Origin of the sequence: Morganella sp. TYF_1 (assembly GCF_043105645.1) — a bacterium.
In the GTDB taxonomy this organism is placed as follows: Bacteria; Pseudomonadota; Gammaproteobacteria; order Enterobacterales; family Enterobacteriaceae; genus Morganella; species Morganella morganii_B.
Genome location: NZ_JBICLU010000002.1, coordinates 15,350 through 31,594 on the forward strand (window position 1 = coordinate 15,350; position 16,245 = coordinate 31,594).

A 16,245-nucleotide genomic window follows, 5' to 3' on the forward strand; every position below is an offset into this window, starting at 1 on the left:
AAGCAATTTCTCACTTTTTCTTCCGGTTTTACCGGTTTCACTGTAAGGAATTTGCTATGTCCCGTGAACAACGTATTGATACCACTGATCTCTCCCCGGGTGCAGAAACCGCAGCCCCGTCCAAAGCCCGTACCCGCCGTGAACAGCGCGATGCGGCAGAGGAATATATCAGCACCCTGAAAGGGGTGAATTTCCCGAACTCCTCCCGTATTTATCTCACCGGATCGCGCCCGGATATCCGGGTGCCAATGCGGGAAATTGCCCTGTCGCCGACCCTGATCGGCGGCGATAAAGCCAATCCGCAGTATGAAGAGAACGAGCCGGTGCCGGTTTATGATACCGCCGGGCCGTACGGCGACCCGCAGGTAAAACTGGATGTCCGCACCGGTCTTGCCCGTCTGCGTGAACAATGGGTTGCAGAGCGGGGCGATACCGAAGCGGTGACACAGCTGAGTTCTGATTTTACCCGTGACCGGCTGGCCGATAACGGCCTTGACCATCTGCGCTACCCGAACCGCCCGGCACCGCTGAAAGCCAAAGCCGGAAAATGCGTGACACAACTGCATTATGCCCGGAAAGGGATTGTCACCCCGGAGATGGAATTTATCGCCATCCGCGAAAATATGGGGCGTGAACGCATCCGGGGCGAAGTCTTGCTGCAACAGCATCCGGGACAGCATTTCGGTGCCAATCTGCCGGATAATATCACCCCGGAGTTTGTCCGTGATGAAGTCGCTGCCGGACGCGCCATTATCCCGTCCAATATTAACCACCCGGAATCCGAACCGATGATTATCGGCCGCAATTTTCTGGTGAAAGTGAATGCCAATATCGGCAACTCTTCAGTCACCTCCTCCATTGAGGAAGAAGTGGAAAAACTGGTCTGGTCCACGCGCTGGGGGGCAGATACGGTGATGGATCTCTCCACCGGCCGTTATATTCACGAAACCCGCGAATGGATCCTGCGTAACAGCCCGGTGCCTATCGGTACCGTACCGGTGTATCAGGCTCTTGAAAAAGTGAACGGTGTTGCCGAAGACCTGACCTGGGAGATGTTCCGCGATACCCTGCTGGAGCAGGCGGAACAAGGGGTGGATTACTTCACTATTCACGCAGGTGTCCTGCTGCGCTATGTGCCGATGACGGCAAAACGCCTGACCGGCATTGTGTCACGCGGCGGTTCGATTATGGCGAAATGGTGTCTGTCCCATCATCAGGAAAACTTTCTTTATCAGCACTTCCGTGACATCTGTGAAATCTGCGCGGCCTATGATGTGGCGCTGTCTCTCGGTGATGGTCTGCGTCCGGGCTCCATTCAGGATGCCAACGACGAAGCCCAGTTTGCTGAACTGCATACCCTCGGCGAACTGACCAAAATCGCGTGGGAATATGACGTACAGGTGATGATTGAAGGCCCGGGTCACGTGCCGATGCAGATGATCCGCAAAAACATGACGGAAGAACTGGAACACTGCCACGAAGCACCGTTCTACACCCTGGGGCCGCTGACCACCGATATCGCGCCGGGCTATGACCATTTCACATCCGGCATCGGCGCGGCACTGATCGGCTGGTTCGGCTGTGCCATGCTCTGTTATGTGACACCGAAAGAGCATCTCGGTCTGCCAAATAAAGAAGATGTTAAACAAGGGCTTATCACCTATAAAATCGCCGCGCATGCTTCTGATCTCGCCAAAGGGCATCCGGGAGCCCAAATCCGCGATAACGCGATGTCAAAAGCGCGTTTCGAGTTCCGCTGGGAAGATCAGTTCAATCTGGCGCTGGATCCGGAAACCGCCCGGACTTACCACGATGAAACCCTGCCGCAGGCATCCGGCAAAGTCGCGCATTTCTGTTCCATGTGCGGACCGAAATTCTGCTCAATGAAAATTTCACAGGAAGTCCGCGACTACGCCGCCGGAATGGAAGAGATGTCTGACGCCTTCCGCGCCAAAGGCAGCGAGCTGTATCACAGTGCAGAGGAGCGTATCGATGAATCTGCCTGACGCGCCGTTTGCCCGGACGGAACACCAATTAGGGCTGTATCCGGTGGTCGATTCACTGGTGTGGATTGAGCGGCTGCTGGCATCCGGCGTGCGGACAATCCAGCTGCGCATCAAAGACAAAACCGATGCACAGGTGGATGAGCAGATCCGCACCGCTGTTGTGCTGGGGAAAAAATATCAGGCGCGGTTGTTTATCAATGACTACTGGCGCCTTGCCATAAAGCACGGCGCTTACGGTGTGCATCTCGGCCAGGAAGACCTGGATATTGCTGACTTACGGGCGATTCAGCAGGCAGGTCTGCGCCTCGGGATTTCCACTCACGATGACAACGAGTTGCGGCGCGCCAAAGCGCTGCGTCCGTCCTATATCGCACTGGGACATATTTTCCCGACACAAACCAAAATCATGCCCTCATCCCCGCAGGGATTAGAAAACTTAGCCCGTCAGGTTGCCGCCACGCCGGATTTCCCGCTGGTCGCCATCGGCGGTATTTCCCTTGAACGCGCCCCCGCTGTGGCTGCCACCGGAGTCGGCAGTATTGCGGTGGTCAGTGCGATCACCAAAGCCGCTGACTGGCAGGCTGCCACCCGGCAACTGATGACACAGACCGGGGAAATCGCTGAATATCAGGAGGTCAACCATGCTGAATGATCATGATTTTATGCGCTACAGCCGCCAGCTGCTGCTGGAGGATATCGGCCCGGAAGGTCAGCTGAAACTCAAGCAGTCTCATGCAGTGATCACCGGTCTCGGCGGACTGGGCTCCCCTGCGGCACTGTATCTGGCAGCAGCCGGTGTCGGTGAACTGACTCTGATTGATGATGATGAAGTGCATCTCTCCAACCTCCAGCGCCAGATCCTCTATACCGAAGCCGATGTACCGGATAATAAAGCCCGTACGGCAGCGGCACGTCTGCGGGCGCTGAACCCGGCACTCACACTCAATGTGATCACCGAACGCCAGACCCGAAAAACACTGCAACACATTGTACAAACAGCAGATATTGTCCTCGATTGTACCGATAACATGGCGACCCGCCATGCCATCAATGCCGCCTGTGTCACGCAGCAAAAAACCCTGATCAGCGGCAGTGCGGTTGGTTTCAGCGGACAGCTTCTGGTACTGCAGCCGCCGTTTGAACACGGCTGTTACTGCTGTCTTTATCCCGATGATGTCATTCCGGAACGCAACTGCCGCACCGCCGGTGTTCTCGGCCCGGTTGTCGGCGTGATCGGCACGCTTCAGGCGCTGGAAGCGATCAAACTGCTGGCCGGATTGTCTTCCCCGCTGAACGGGAAATTACGCCTTTTCGACGGCAGACAGCAAAGCTGGAGCACATTACAGCTCCGGCGGGCAGCAGACTGCCCGGTGTGTCAGGAGGCAACCGCATGCGCATAACGGTGAATGACGAGGTGATGGATATTGATTCCCCCGTCACCGTCAGTGAACTGCTGACATTTCTCGGCCGCCCGGTGGCGGGCATTGCTGTTGCGGTAAACCAGACCATTGTTGTCCGTGGCAGCTGGTCAGAACACGTTGTCCGCGACGGCGATCAGATTTTACTTTTTCAGGCTATCGCAGGAGGTTAATGATGCTGACGATTGCAGATACCACATTTACATCCCATTTATTTACCGGCACCGGGAAATACACCAGCAGCCGGGTGATGCAGGAAGCGATTGCCGCCTCCGGCAGCCAGTTAGTCACCATGGCAATGAAGCGTATCGATCTTTCTCAGGGACACGATGATATCCTTGCCCCGCTCCGTGAACTCGGTATTAAACTGCTGCCGAATACCTCCGGCGCAAACAATGCCCGGGAAGCGGTATTTGCCGCACAACTGGCGCGGGAAGCACTCGGCACCAACTGGATCAAACTGGAGATCCACCCCGATGCCCGTTACCTGCTGCCTGACCCGGTGGAAACCCTGGCGGCGGCGGAAATACTGGTGAAAGAGGGGTTTGTTGTTCTGCCTTACTGCAGTGCGGATCCGGTACTATGCCGCCGGTTGCAGGAAGCCGGATGCGCCGCCGTTATGCCGCTGGGTGCGCCTATCGGCTCCAATCAGGGATTACAGACCCGCGATATGCTGCGCATTATTATTGAACAGGCCACGGTTCCGGTCGTGATTGATGCCGGGATCGGCGCACCAGGCCACGCCCTCGAGGCCATCGAACTGGGCGCGGATGCCGTACTGGTCAATACCGCGATGGCGGTTGCCCGTTCACCGGTCACCATGGCAAAAGCCTTCCGTCAGGCCATTGAGGCCGGGCTGCTGGCACGGGAAGCCGGACTTGCGCCGGTGCAGCAGCAGGCATCGGCCTCCAGCCCGCTGACCTCATTCCTGGGAGCACTGTGATGAGTGAAAAAACCTTCAGTGACCGCTGGCAGCAACTGGACTGGGATGACCTCACCTTACAGCTCAACAGCAAAACCGCCCGCGATGTCGAACGGGCACTGAGTGCGGACACGCTGACCACGGCGGATTTTATGGCGCTGATTTCCCCTGCCGCCCGCCCGTATCTCGAAGTGATGGCACAGAAAGCGCAGACGCTGACCCGGCAGCGTTTCGGTCATGTCGTCGGGATGTATGTCCCGCTCTATCTCTCGAACCTGTGTGCCAACGACTGTACTTACTGCGGTTTTTCCATGAGTAACCACATTAAGCGCAAGACTCTGACACCGGAAGAAATCCATACCGAATGTAAGGCAATAAAAGCCCTCGGCTTTGACAGCCTGCTGCTGGTCACCGGCGAACATCAGCGCAAAGTGGGGATGGACTACTTCCGCGAAACCTTCCCGCTGATCCGCGATTATTTCAGCACCATGATGATGGAAGTGCAGCCGATGGCGACAGAGGAATACGCCGAGCTGCGCACACTGGGGCTGGACGGCGTGATGGTGTATCAGGAAACCTACCATGAGAGCACCTATCAGCGGCACCATCTGAAAGGGAAAAAGCAGGATTTTCACTGGCGGCTGCAAACCCCTGATCGCCTTGGTCAGGCCGGGATCAGCAAGATCGGCCTGGGCGCACTGATCGGTCTGTCCGGACAGTGGCGGACAGACTGCTATATGGTTGCGGAGCATCTGCATTATCTGCGCCAGCGCTACTGGAAAACCCGTTATTCCATCTCTTTCCCGCGTCTGCGCCCGTGTGCAGGCGGTATTGAGCCTGAATCCCTGATGAATGAAGCGGAGCTGGTGCAGCTTATCTGTGCCTTCCGCCTGTTCGCACCCGATATTGAGCTGTCACTCTCCACCCGCGAATCACCGTATTTCCGTGATCATATGGTACCGGTGGCGATAAACCAGGTCAGCGCCGGTTCCCGCACCCAGCCCGGCGGCTATGCCGAAGAGGATGATCCGGAACTCGAGCAATTCAGTCCGCATGACAACCGTTCGCCGCAGCAGGTCGCCGATGCCCTGCTGGCCGCCGGTCTTCAGCCGGTCTGGAAGGACTGGGATAAATATCTGGGAAGATAAGGTAAGAAAGGCCGGTATCACCGGCCTGATTTGGGTAAGCGATCAAAAAAACTATAATTTTACTGTATATTATAATCTTAACGTGATTGTGATTATACCCATTAAAATACCTTGATTATATAAAGGAAGAAATAAATTTATGAAAATAAAAACCCAAAAATACTCAAACCCAGAATCATTATATTTTTGTCTTTTGTATATATATAGCGGAGGAAAAACAAACCAGACCCATGATGGACAATAAAAACCATTTTTTTTCAAAAAAACTCTGTCTTTAATAAAGGAAAAAAATGAAACAAGAAAAACAAGAACAGAAATAAACACCCTTGCATTAAAAACATCAGCGCCACTTATATCCCATTGATTAAAACCAATAAAATACATAAAAATAACAAACCATAAAAAAACAATATTACCTATTGTAAATAACAAATATGGAAACATCAATAACTTCAAATATACACTATTTTTTTCTTTATTCATTTTAATACCTTAACAAAAACAACACACTTTAATATCTTATTTTCAAATACGGTCTTGAGATATGGTTAACCGTCATATCCATAATGATAAGTCTGAATATTAAAATAAAAAATATTAAATAGAGCGTGTAAAATAACAGGCAGAAGTACGCCTCCGCTTTTCATTCTGGCCAGTAATAATATTATTGATAAAGAAACAAATAGTACAACTCCGGATAAACAAACGCCAAATCTGATATCATAAGCATTGTAAACAATGAAAAACAGGGTTGAAACAGAGAACAAAATTTTTCTTGAATATTTTATTAACTCATTAAATAACACGCCACAAAAAACAACCCCCTGAATGATTGGCTGAATAACAAAAACAGAAAAATAAAAAAGCACTTTAGATACAGACATTGTTTCATCTATGTCCGAATAATACCTTCCAGCCTCAAACTCAATACCCGTTAATTTTTCAATCAAAAATAAAACAAATACCACTGGCACGATGATAAATGTCAATTCAGTAACTGTTTTTATTTTTATAGTACCAATAAGCACAGGGGTATTTGTTTTATTATAAAAAAACAAGATAGCAAGAACTACTGCTAATTTAATAAAGTCAACTATAAATCTAAGTGATATATCAAATGACTCAAAAATATAACTGCTAAATATTATCACATATTCATCAGAATAAAATAAAAAAACAAGCATAACGACACATAAAACAACGGGCTTACTAAATAATTTGTGATTACTCATATCAATCATAACTCTGTATTAATAATATTAAATTCATTATGTTAATTAGCTTTTTAATTTCCAAAAAAAATCTTAAGGCATCGTTTAACACAAAGTGTAAAAACCACCGGTCAGTACCATAGAGCGGGCAATAGCACAGTAAGACATTCATTATTTTGTTAATTCACGGGTATTCTCCTCAAACCGTGTCAGGGCTGTTTTAACGCTGTGCCGCCGCCCGGCGCGCCTCCCGGATTTTCAGTAATTTATTATAACTTGGGTAGATTTTTCCTTTTTGTTCTTCCTCTCCGTCCGGATAGGTCATGACGCTTTTATTTTCCGGTTTGTTTTCTTTTATATCCGTCCAGCGGCTGAGCATCTCCTGTTCATAATCCACCGTCAGGTGAATATTTTCCGCACCCGCCAGCCGGTACGTGACCATGTCGTCTTCAGCAACCAAATTAAATATCGTTTCGTGTTTGCCAAGACGCCGTTCACGAATCAGAGGAAATAATAATAATGACTCACTGAAATCACCCCGGTGCGGAATATAGCCGCCGTTAAACACCGCCGGGGCATAATTTCCGGTGATAAACACCGTTTCAAACCCATAATTTTTCGTGATTGCCGGGTCAACGGTATGAGGATGTTTCAGTCTGACCTCATAGGTGAGACTGCTGAGTGTCCAGTCACAGTATCCGCCCCCGGACACCGGTACCGCTGCACTCACCCGGCCGTTCACTGCGGTCAGCGGGTAGTCCGCCCGGTTCGTTTTCGCCACCTCATAAGGCTTATCGCGGCTGTCATATTCGGTACGGGTGCATTTTTTTGAACGGTAGACGGCCGATAACGGCAGCGATTCCAGTGCGTCCGGTACCGTCGCGGTAAAATGAATAAGCTTCCCATTCACCGGCGGAGAAAATGCGGTATTCTGTACGCATCCCTGTGACAGTAATAATATAGGTAAGAGAGGTAATATGTTTTTATGACGCCGTAATTTCATAAGTAACTTCCTTGTAGCGTTCAATGGCGTGCTTTAATACGGTACTTTTATTGATGTCCTGCGCAACGGCATATTTCAGAGTATCTTCATGTGCACTAAATATACGTTTTCTCCTGCCAAGACCGGATTAGTGATCACTATTATTTTTACGATCATTATATATTTTCATCAGCTTTTTATATTCAGGGAAGAGCTCTCTGGTTTTTTCCTGTTCACCATCAGGGTAAATAAGAGTAGCCATCGTATTTTTTTCCTTATTTTTAGGTCCGATATTGTACGTTTTCATATCTGATTTGTAGTCTATGATCAGATTGATATTTTTAGTATTTTTTACTTTATAGGTTAGGGTTTTATCTTTTCCGATTAGCCAGAATGACTTTTCATGACCACCAATAAAATCCTCGGTAATCAAAGGAAACAGTATCAGCTCTTCATTCACGTCCCCTGTTTTTTTCTCGTAACCACCATCAAAGGTGGCCGGGGCATGATTATCAAACACAAAGGTAGCTTCTTCACCTAAATTATCCGAAATTAGCGGATCTATTTTAGCCGGATTCCTGAGTTTAACTTCAAAAACAATATTACTGAGTCTCCAGTTGCACGCCCCCCCCCCAGATTCGGGAATATCGGCTTCCATCTTACCCTGCGTGAGCATGGTCAGCGGATACTGCTCCCGGTGATACCCCGGCACGGTATAGGTTTTCCAGTCAGCATTCTGCAGCTCTTTGCGGCAGATGTCAGAACGGTAGATGGTATGAAGCGGTAACGCCTCCAGCTCACCGGGTACGGTGGCGGTAAAATGGATACGCTCCCCGTTCACCGGCGGAGAAAATGCGGTATTCTGTGCGCATCCCTGTGACAGTAATAATATAGGTAAGAGAGGTAATATGTTTTTATGACACCGTAATTTCATAAGTAACTTCCTTGTAGCGTTCAATGGCGTGCTTTAATACGGTACTTTTATTGATGTCCTGCGCAACGGCATATTTCAGAGTATCTTCATGTGCAATAAATATACGTTTTCTCCTGTCGAGACCGGATTAGTGATCACTATTATTTTTACGCTCATTATATATTTTCATCAGCTTTTTATATTCAGGGAAGAGCTCTCTGGTTTTTTCCTGTTCACCATCAGGGTAAATAAAGGTAGCCATCGCTTTTTCTTCCTTCTTTTTAATTCCAATTCTGTGCGTTTTCATGTCTGATTTGTAGTCTACGGTCAGATTAATGTTTTTAGTATTTTTGACTTTGTAGGTTAAGGTTTCATATTTTCCGATTAGCCAGAATGACTTTTCATGGCCACCAATAAAACTTTCTGTAATCAAAGGAAACAGTATCAGCTCTTCATTCACATCCCCTGCTTTCTTTTCGTAACCACCATCAAAAGTGCCTGGGGCATGATTATCAAACACAAAGGTAGCTTCTTCACCATGATTTTTTGAAATTAACGAATCTATTTTAGCCGGGTTCCTGAGTTTGACTTCAAAAACTATATTACTGAGTCTCCAGTTGCAGGCCCCTCCCCCGGATTCGGGAATATCGGCTTCCGCCTTACCCGGTGTGACCATGGTCAGCGGATATCGCTCCCGGTGATACCCCGGCACGGTATAGGTTTTCCAGTCAGCATTCTGCAGCTCTTTGCGGCAGATATCAGAACGGTAGATGGTATGAAGCGGTAACGCCTCCAGCTCACCGGGCACGGTGGCGGTAAAACGGATATGTTCCCCGTTCACCGGCGGGGAAAATGCGGTATTCTGCGCGCATCCCTGTGACAGTAATAATACAGGTAAGAGCGGTAATATGTTTTTATGACACCGTAATTTCATAAGTATCCTCCTTGTAGCGTTCAATAGCTTGTTTCAGTAACGTATTTTTATTGATGTCCTGCGTGACGGCATATTTCAGGCTGTCTTCGAGTGCAATAAAGGTCGTATTACGTTTGGCATTCAGCGGGTAAGCATCGTGATGATTAATCAGGGCCTCAAAACGTTGTTTAGCAACATTTAATACCGGCGTTTTTTCCGGTGCTAACATATTCAGCAGCCGGTTATTGATAATAACCTGATACTGACTGCCCATAAAATGGTCAAGCGGCATGGTAATCAGTGTGTCTAACCGAGGGTTATTTAACGGCCGGAAAACATCTTCCAGCATGCGTTTATCCGCCTCTGATAACCGCATCAGTTCAGCCTGTTCGTTCTGCAAGTCTTTATTGATCGATGCCTGTATCTCCGGGAACAGGTAGAACTGGTATTCGCCGTTCATACGCCAGCGTTTCGTGCCGGTAAAGTCGTTTTCCCGCCCGCTTTTGCTGGGAATTTTTTCCTCTCCAATCTGCCGGGCTCTGAAAAAGCTGACCGGATGACCATGATGGCAATACACTTCCCCGAAATCAGGCAGACTTTTTTGCAACGGGATGGTTGACATAGTAAAAGAGGTCCACAGTCCACCCAGTATCGTGCCCAGACTGCCGCCGACGTCGAAGAGCCAGCTGTCCATATTGGTATCAAACGGAACGCTGGTCACCGTATCAGCATCATTGACATGACGGAAATGAATCAGGGATGACAGGGATGACAGGGATTTTGCACCGCTGATAGTCAGGACCCTCGGCATTCCGTAGGTGTACAGGAGCGGATGGTTATCTCTCAGTGCTGCCGCCTGCAATAACCCCAGTGCGCCGCCCAGGCTGTGGCCGGTGATAAATAATTTTTTCTCCTTCGCGATATCTCTTAGTTTATCAATTTTTTCACCAAAATATTTCCCGATACATTGATACGCCTCCAGAAAACCCCGGTGAACTTTTGATTCACCGCCGGGAACTAATTCTGCCGGGCAGGGGATCGGCTGATAGGTTGCATCGGTCAGTATGCTCCGCTTACTTGCCGTGCCGCGCCACGCCACGATAATTTGTGACGCATTTTCCACAAAAAACATTTTTGTGTCATGATCACCTTTTTCATAATCCTTTGACTGCGAGGCATCCAGAAATACCGCCGGGCTGTAACGTTCTCTGAACGGCACATCAGTGACGATGGCCGGGTAATTAAAACTGTCTTTAAGTACCGGTGCCAGGGATAAATCAAAGCACTGCTGATAAAAAAACGAGGCGGTAGTATCCGGTTTCCGGATATATTCGCGCATATCCTCAGTTTCATTCGGGTCGGCCATAACCTCATCTTTATACACCAGCAGGGACAGCAGCCCCAGATTATAGGCATTCACCATATCGTAGTCCGGAGTATGGCGGAGAATTAAAGACCAGGCTCTGAACGGACATACCTCAATGACATGACAGCGGTTCCAGTCGGTATTGAAGAAAGTCTGTCCGTTAAATTTGTCTTCATCCGGAAAATGGTAATGAGGCAGCCCAAAACGGGACTGTTTCCACTGCGGGATATCCGGGGCTTTGTCACACAATTCACCGATGACAGCATAGCGGTAGCCACGGTTTACGGATTCCGCCGCCGGTTTCACGGTAGAATGGAATTCTCCCCGCAGTGTCCGCAGCGGACGATCCTCCATTTCATCAGTGAGTGCCTGAGCATCGAGGGTCAAAGTTGCCAGTGTGCGCGGTAAATTATCCTGCCGCAAATACCCCTGCTTATCAGTACATCCTTTTCTGACACCGCCCCCCCTGACTGTGAGTGTGTAATGGAGGCCTGCCAGAGGTTTATTAAATTCATCAACAAGCACACACTCAATCCAGGCGTTTAATTTAGCGCAGTCTGTGCAATAAGGGTCATTATACTTTACTGTGTCAGGTTGCATCGGTAATCCCTGTCTGCGGGTGAATAATATTCTGGTCTGTCAGATAACGGATAAAGAGCGCATTGCCTGCCCAGGTCACATCCGTCAGATCCTCCCGGCAGGTATCCATGTAATCATTAATCAGCGCCATCAGACGGCCGGGAGGTTCATCCAGCTGAAGAGCCAGCTCAGAATGATCCTCCCAGAACTGAATATAAAAATTATCGGTGATATTACGCCGTGACTGCGCAGAGTGATTCCAGGCCTCTGTCAGGTGGCGGCCCGGAACAAAAAGACCGGAAGATACAATTGTGCCGGTATCTGCGGGACGGCTCAGGATGATATTGCCGTCCGGGGACGGGATACAGCAGCCGGCGGCCGGCGCCAGCAGGGAAGCCCAGTCTGCCGGTTTGCAGGCAGGGATAATCACAGCCGCAATTCTTGCATCGAACAGCCGCAAAATGCAGTCCTCCCCCTCAAACAGCATCCGCTGGTAGTGCTGCCAGTGGGTTATCTGTGCATCCCAGCTGCCGGTACTGTGATAGGCCCAGCCCCAGCTTTCATCCGGAAACGGGTTGTTATCCAGATACTGCCCCATTCCGGACAGGGCCTGCCATTTGACACGGACAAGCCAGGGGCCGGCTGAGCCCAGGTGTGACAACGGTGTGCCGGCATACAGCGGCTGCGCCTCATCAATCCAGTCATACCGGTAAAACAGGTCTGACGGATCAGGGCGGGCCAGCTTATTCAGCAGAAAATAAACGTCATGCTGACTGTCCGATGTCAGCCATGTCCGCCAGTCTGTCGTCTTCATAGCTCTCATGCCTCCCCGGCCGGTTTCACCATCAGGCCGCCCGGATGCTGTGAGGCCAGCGCACAGTGTTTTTTCGCCGGATGCGGCGGTTCAGCCGGCGGTACCCCGTCCGGCGGCTGCAGCCGGACAGGGATACCGCCGCCGGGTGCATTGTCGCCGACATTCATATTACCGGACGAAAAAATTGCCCCCGGGGTAATACGGATAAAACTGTCGCCGACTTTAAGGGTGATTTCGGTTCCGGCCTCAATGATGATTTTTCCGTCACTGACGTGATGTGTCTGCTGTCCGCTGGATGTCACCAGGTTTCTGTCTGCCCGGGTATGTTGTTCACCTTTGATATGCTGCGAGGTATCCCCGGCTATCTGATGTTTTTGTGATCCGTCAATAATGACATGCTCATCACCGGCCAGTTCGGTATAACTGTTATGATCGATCCGCTGTTTCAGGTCATTTTGTATATGCCAGGTTGCGTCATTTTCGACATGCACATTCATGTCTTTCTGAGCATGAATATACACCTCTTCCTGATCGGCCAAATCATCAAAGCGCAGCTCATTAAACCCGTCCCCTTTATGGGTTTTGGTGCGGAACGTGGTGCGGGTTTTCTCTTTCGGCAGGTTCAGCGGCGGACGGTTGCGCCCGTTATAGGTGCAGCCGGTGATGACCGGACGATCAATATCCCCGTTAAGGTACGAAATAATGACTTCCTGCCCGATACGCGGTACCGACATAAAGCCGAAACCGTCCCCGTTCCAGCCATGGGCAACCCGCACCCAGCAGGAGGCGCTGTGGTCCGGTCTGCCGTAGCGATCCCAGTGAAAATAGACTTTCACCTCACCCTGATCGTTAGTGTAGATTTCCTCTCCGTCCGGCCCGACCACCGTTGCCAGCTCGTCACCGTCCGCCTGCGGGCGGAAACGGTACGGCGGCCGCCATTCGCGGGAGCCGGGAATGAACTGCACGGTATTACTGAAGGTGGTGCCTTCACCGCCGCTGTTATCCGCCAGCGGCTGGGTACCCCGGTGATTAACCGTAATGACCTGCCACGACTGATTCATCACCCCTGACGGGTGGTTTTTCAGGGTGAAGATTTTCCCCGGCCTCAGGGCAAAACAGTTGGTGCCCGCACTGCCGGTCTGGCGTTCATTCTGGGACTGTTCATAGCGCAGCATCGTAAAGTAGCCGCCCGGCTCATCCTGCTGAAAACGACCGTAACTTTCAAAGGTACCGTGCTGCCGGTGTATATCCCCGGTCAGCTGATGTTCAAGGGGGTAGGAGGGATTCTGCGGGTTGTAATCTTTCCGGATCTGAATATCACTGCACAGCTTTTCGGCGTAGCGCCAGGAGAATGCCGTGCTGTCACCGGTGTCCGTATCCGGCTGCGGGTTGTAGGTCAGGTGAATACCGGCAGTCATACCGAGATGACTGTCACTGTAAAAGAGTACCGGGCCTTCCTCAAACCAGAAATTAATACCCTCTTCTGCCGCCAGGCGGCACCAGAAATCATACGCGGATTCCCGCTTCTGGGTGATGTAATCGCGCTTCCCGTGCAGTTCGCCGTCGTAAAATTTCAGGTCATTTTTGACGTGTGCCTCATCCAGCAGGGTAGCGAGAACTTCCGGTACGGATTGCTGCCGGAAGATACGGCTGTCCTGGTTAAGGGTCATGATCCACATTTCCGGGCGGATCAGAAAGTGATACCAGGTTTTGTTGCCGTCGGTGTTGCCCTGTTCAGCGGAGGCCAGCAGCCCCTGCACGGTACGCACTTTAACACCGTTGCGGGTGACCGTCAGTGATGCGGCAGAGCCGAGATGATCCTCAAAGGTGATCGACGGCAGCAGGCTGACGGCGCTGAGGGTCAGCGAAAACAGTGAGGACAGGGATTCACTGAGGGAAAACTCGGTGACCTGAAAGGTCTGCTCCGGCAACCGGCCGATTTTGCAGGTAAACACCAGGCCGGACTGCCCCGGCAACAATTCAGAAACGGACGGGATCATGCCGGCTCCATAAATAAGGACAGACGAATTCTGCACACCGTTGTCGCCAGACAGTGCTGTGCAGAACCCATCAAAAAACAAACCGGCACGGCAGAAATACCGTCCGGCACGGTATCATTACGCTTCATCCGGCACACCGGGCAAGTGCGGGAGGGAATAATAGATTTCACATAACAGGCTGTAAAGCATGGCTGACCGGCGGCATGGCACGAAATATTTATCTTTCGTTGAAAATGGTGTGAGAATAGGAATATAACACTGAGAAAAAGGCTGATTATGATATTTTTGGCATGATAATCCGATAATCAGTATTCACTGCGCGGGTAAATAAAGAAAAACGCATTATATTACAATTTGTTATGCTCACTTTAAATGACAGCCAAAGAAACAAAGATGTAATGAAATATGTCACTTTTATAACATGTTGAATATTAATAATTAAATTAACAAATTATCGTCAAACAGGAAAAATGCGCTTTTTGATAGTGGATGTTTCTGAACTAATAAAAATATTAAGATTTAAATTATTTCGTTACTGTCGAGCAAAAAGCGCGCTATCCCGCAAAAAAACGGCCCGATAATCGTGAGTATCAGGCCGTGAGTCGTTATAGAAAAATCATGCTATCGGTCAACAACAATATCTTTATTCACCACTTCCGGACCACTGTTGCCAATCATGGTGGCAAATTTCTCAATCGGGTCGGTACGCAGTGCATACAGACGTTTCAGCGCATACGGGTTATCGCCGAGGCGGACTTTCCCCTGAATGGTGGTGACAGCCATCGTCATACCCGCCTGCTGTGCGGCATCCATCGCATCCTGATTATATGCCCCGAAAGGATAAGCCAGATAATGCTGTTCCGGATTCAGTTTTGCCAGTACGCGCTGTGAACGCTGGTAATCCAGCAGGAGTGTATGTTCTTTGCGGCTGAAAATAATCGGGTTTTTGCGGTTATCCAGACGGTGCAAAAAGTGGGTATGTGACTGAATATCAAACACATCCCGTGACTGCATCAGTTCCGGCCAGCACATAAATTGTAATCCGTCCGGTGCCCATTTCTGCGGTTTTGATTTCACCCGCGAGGAAATCACAAACAGGGTGGCTTTCTGATCATTCTGCTTCAGGATCGGATAAGCATAGCGGTAAACCGATTTCAGGCCATCGTCGAACGTCAGCGCCACCACTTTGCCCGGCAGGTTATTTTCCTTCGCCAGATAACCGGCCACGTCATCAAGGGAAATCGTCCGGTAACCGGCCTGCTTCAGATAATCCATCTGTGCCTTAAAGGCCTCAACGGATGTGGTGGTCGAGGTATGACGGAAATTCCTGTTTTCACTGTCTTTCAGGATATGGTGATACGTCAGGATCGGGATCCCTTTATCCAGCTCCACATCCGATAAACGGATGTACGCCAGTCTGTCTGCCAGGCGGATAGTCAGCCAGACAATTTTTTCACCCTCCCGGTTTTCCCTGACCATTTTAGCCAGCACCGGATAACGCAGATCACCAAACAGAGTGGCAACCGGGGATTTCGATTCATCCGGCGTGCCAAATACATTGGTGTTACGGATGGTTATCAGATAATCATAAATCGGATTATTGAGTTCATTCAGTGTGTCCAGCGGCGGCACGACTTTGGGTTTTTTATCTGACAGATGTTCGCTGCTGATAAAACCGCGGTCATTGCCAAACTGTAACTCACGGAATTCCCCTTTCATCGGATAAATATAAAAACCGTGTGACGGGTTCAGTTCCGCAACCCCCTGCATCACACCGGCGACCGGTGCGAAAATCACCTGCGGTTCTTTTACCTGAATCAGTACCGGCGATTCATCTTTCAGTAACCATTCCTGTGAATCGGAAGGGGCTTCCGCCGCCCGGCTGATACCGGCGACAGAAAATAAAATCATAAAAATAAACAATACGTTGCGCATAATATGCCCGTTTGCTTGCTGTTCTGCACAAAAAAGCC

The 16,245-nt window shown here is 49.9% G+C and carries 16 protein-coding genes; 6 read left to right on the plus strand and 10 right to left on the minus strand.

Features of this window, described 5'->3' with window-relative positions:
* Nucleotides 1-56: 56 nt before the first annotated feature.
* Genes thiC through thiH form a run of 6 tightly spaced genes read left to right on the plus strand, consistent with a single transcriptional unit; the run spans nt 57 to nt 5,494 of the window.
* Entirely contained in the window at nt 57-2,006 is a 1,950-nt protein-coding gene (thiC, locus tag ACF8OF_RS00785; RefSeq protein WP_392495398.1) for a phosphomethylpyrimidine synthase ThiC, read from the plus strand.
* The gene (thiE, locus tag ACF8OF_RS00790) at nt 1,993-2,658 is read left to right on the plus strand and encodes a thiamine phosphate synthase (protein ID WP_392495399.1); all 666 of its coding nucleotides are present in this window, start codon (nt 1,993-1,995) and stop codon (nt 2,656-2,658) included. Before thiC ends, thiE begins: the two co-directional genes overlap by 14 nt.
* Nucleotides 2,648-3,406 carry a HesA/MoeB/ThiF family protein gene (locus tag ACF8OF_RS00795; RefSeq protein ID WP_392495400.1) on the plus strand — a complete coding sequence of 253 codons (759 nt, stop codon included), beginning with the start codon at nt 2,648-2,650 and terminating at the stop codon, nt 3,404-3,406. The genes thiE and ACF8OF_RS00795 overlap by 11 nt, the downstream gene beginning before the upstream one ends.
* Nucleotides 3,397-3,597 carry a sulfur carrier protein ThiS gene (gene thiS, locus ACF8OF_RS00800; RefSeq protein ID WP_262861362.1) on the plus strand — a complete coding sequence of 67 codons (201 nt, stop codon included), beginning with the start codon at nt 3,397-3,399 and terminating at the stop codon, nt 3,595-3,597. The genes ACF8OF_RS00795 and thiS overlap by 10 nt, the downstream gene beginning before the upstream one ends.
* A gap of 2 nt (nt 3,598-3,599) precedes the next feature.
* Entirely contained in the window at nt 3,600-4,367 is a 768-nt protein-coding gene (locus ACF8OF_RS00805; protein ID WP_262861377.1) for a thiazole synthase, read from the plus strand.
* Entirely contained in the window at nt 4,367-5,494 is a 1,128-nt protein-coding gene (gene thiH / locus ACF8OF_RS00810; protein ID WP_004242297.1) for a 2-iminoacetate synthase ThiH, read from the plus strand. Before ACF8OF_RS00805 ends, thiH begins: the two co-directional genes overlap by 1 nt.
* Nucleotides 5,495-5,563: 69 nt before the next feature.
* On the opposite strand, the gene ACF8OF_RS00815 is transcribed toward thiH, so the two are convergent.
* The 10 genes from ACF8OF_RS00815 to ACF8OF_RS00860 all read right to left on the minus strand — a co-directional run bounded on the left by ACF8OF_RS00815 (nt 5,564) and on the right by ACF8OF_RS00860 (nt 16,207).
* Nucleotides 5,564-5,977, minus strand: a complete 414-nt coding sequence (locus ACF8OF_RS00815) for a hypothetical protein (protein WP_392495401.1) — start codon at nt 5,975-5,977, stop codon at nt 5,564-5,566.
* A gap of 65 nt (nt 5,978-6,042) precedes the next feature.
* Nucleotides 6,043-6,726, minus strand: coding sequence for a type II CAAX prenyl endopeptidase Rce1 family protein (locus ACF8OF_RS00820; protein ID WP_392495402.1), 684 nt, complete (start codon nt 6,724-6,726; stop codon nt 6,043-6,045).
* Nucleotides 6,727-6,925: 199 nt separating this feature from the next.
* Complete coding sequence (locus ACF8OF_RS00825) at nt 6,926-7,708, minus strand: hypothetical protein (protein ID WP_392495403.1); 783 nt, start codon at nt 7,706-7,708, stop codon at nt 6,926-6,928.
* Nucleotides 7,709-7,835: 127 nt separating this feature from the next.
* Nucleotides 7,836-8,621: a hypothetical protein gene (locus ACF8OF_RS00830; protein ID WP_392495404.1), complete on the minus strand. Its 786-nt coding sequence runs from the start codon at nt 8,619-8,621 to the stop codon at nt 7,836-7,838.
* A gap of 127 nt (nt 8,622-8,748) precedes the next feature.
* Nucleotides 8,749-9,534, minus strand: a complete 786-nt coding sequence (locus tag ACF8OF_RS00835) for a hypothetical protein (protein WP_392495405.1) — start codon at nt 9,532-9,534, stop codon at nt 8,749-8,751.
* Complete coding sequence (locus ACF8OF_RS00840) at nt 9,515-11,302, minus strand: lipase family protein (RefSeq protein ID WP_392495406.1); 1,788 nt, start codon at nt 11,300-11,302, stop codon at nt 9,515-9,517. The genes ACF8OF_RS00835 and ACF8OF_RS00840 overlap by 20 nt, the downstream gene beginning before the upstream one ends.
* 166 nt (nt 11,303-11,468) lie before the next feature.
* A complete protein-coding gene (locus ACF8OF_RS00845; RefSeq protein ID WP_392495407.1) occupies nt 11,469-12,272 on the minus strand; it encodes a DUF4123 domain-containing protein in 804 nt (267 codons plus the stop codon).
* 5 nt (nt 12,273-12,277) lie between these two features.
* Nucleotides 12,278-14,272 (minus strand): type VI secretion system Vgr family protein, encoded by a 1,995-nt coding sequence (locus ACF8OF_RS00850; protein ID WP_392495408.1) that lies wholly within the window; start codon nt 14,270-14,272, stop codon nt 12,278-12,280.
* A complete protein-coding gene (locus tag ACF8OF_RS00855; RefSeq protein ID WP_262861373.1) occupies nt 14,269-14,400 on the minus strand; it encodes a hypothetical protein in 132 nt (43 codons plus the stop codon). The genes ACF8OF_RS00850 and ACF8OF_RS00855 overlap by 4 nt, the downstream gene beginning before the upstream one ends.
* A gap of 493 nt (nt 14,401-14,893) precedes the next feature.
* On the minus strand, nt 14,894-16,207 hold the full coding sequence (locus tag ACF8OF_RS00860; RefSeq protein ID WP_262861620.1) for a polysaccharide deacetylase family protein: 1,314 nt from the start codon (nt 16,205-16,207) through the stop codon (nt 14,894-14,896).
* Nucleotides 16,208-16,245: the final 38 nt, after the last annotated feature.

What these genes read in the sequence shown, in the direction of transcription:
- ACF8OF_RS00815 (WP_392495401.1), bottom strand. Translation starts at nt 5,977, where the DNA reads ATGAATAAAGAAAAAAATAGTGTATATTTGAAGTTATTGATGTTTCCA.
- thiS (WP_262861362.1), top strand. Translation starts at nt 3,397, where the DNA reads ATGCGCATAACGGTGAATGACGAGGTGATGGATATTGATTCCCCCGTC.
- ACF8OF_RS00850 (WP_392495408.1), bottom strand. Translation starts at nt 14,272, where the DNA reads ATGATCCCGTCCGTTTCTGAATTGTTGCCGGGGCAGTCCGGCCTGGTG.
- ACF8OF_RS00795 (WP_392495400.1), top strand. Translation starts at nt 2,648, where the DNA reads ATGCTGAATGATCATGATTTTATGCGCTACAGCCGCCAGCTGCTGCTG.
- ACF8OF_RS00845 (WP_392495407.1), bottom strand. Translation starts at nt 12,272, where the DNA reads ATGAAGACGACAGACTGGCGGACATGGCTGACATCGGACAGTCAGCAT.
- ACF8OF_RS00830 (WP_392495404.1), bottom strand. Translation starts at nt 8,621, where the DNA reads ATGAAATTACGGTGTCATAAAAACATATTACCTCTCTTACCTATATTA.
- thiE (WP_392495399.1), top strand. Translation starts at nt 1,993, where the DNA reads ATGAATCTGCCTGACGCGCCGTTTGCCCGGACGGAACACCAATTAGGG.
- thiH (WP_004242297.1), top strand. Translation starts at nt 4,367, where the DNA reads ATGAGTGAAAAAACCTTCAGTGACCGCTGGCAGCAACTGGACTGGGAT.
- ACF8OF_RS00820 (WP_392495402.1), bottom strand. Translation starts at nt 6,726, where the DNA reads ATGAGTAATCACAAATTATTTAGTAAGCCCGTTGTTTTATGTGTCGTT.
- ACF8OF_RS00805 (WP_262861377.1), top strand. Translation starts at nt 3,600, where the DNA reads ATGCTGACGATTGCAGATACCACATTTACATCCCATTTATTTACCGGC.
- thiC (WP_392495398.1), top strand. Translation starts at nt 57, where the DNA reads ATGTCCCGTGAACAACGTATTGATACCACTGATCTCTCCCCGGGTGCA.
- ACF8OF_RS00825 (WP_392495403.1), bottom strand. Translation starts at nt 7,708, where the DNA reads ATGAAATTACGGCGTCATAAAAACATATTACCTCTCTTACCTATATTA.
- ACF8OF_RS00835 (WP_392495405.1), bottom strand. Translation starts at nt 9,534, where the DNA reads ATGAAATTACGGTGTCATAAAAACATATTACCGCTCTTACCTGTATTA.
- ACF8OF_RS00860 (WP_262861620.1), bottom strand. Translation starts at nt 16,207, where the DNA reads ATGCGCAACGTATTGTTTATTTTTATGATTTTATTTTCTGTCGCCGGT.
- ACF8OF_RS00855 (WP_262861373.1), bottom strand. Translation starts at nt 14,400, where the DNA reads ATGAAGCGTAATGATACCGTGCCGGACGGTATTTCTGCCGTGCCGGTT.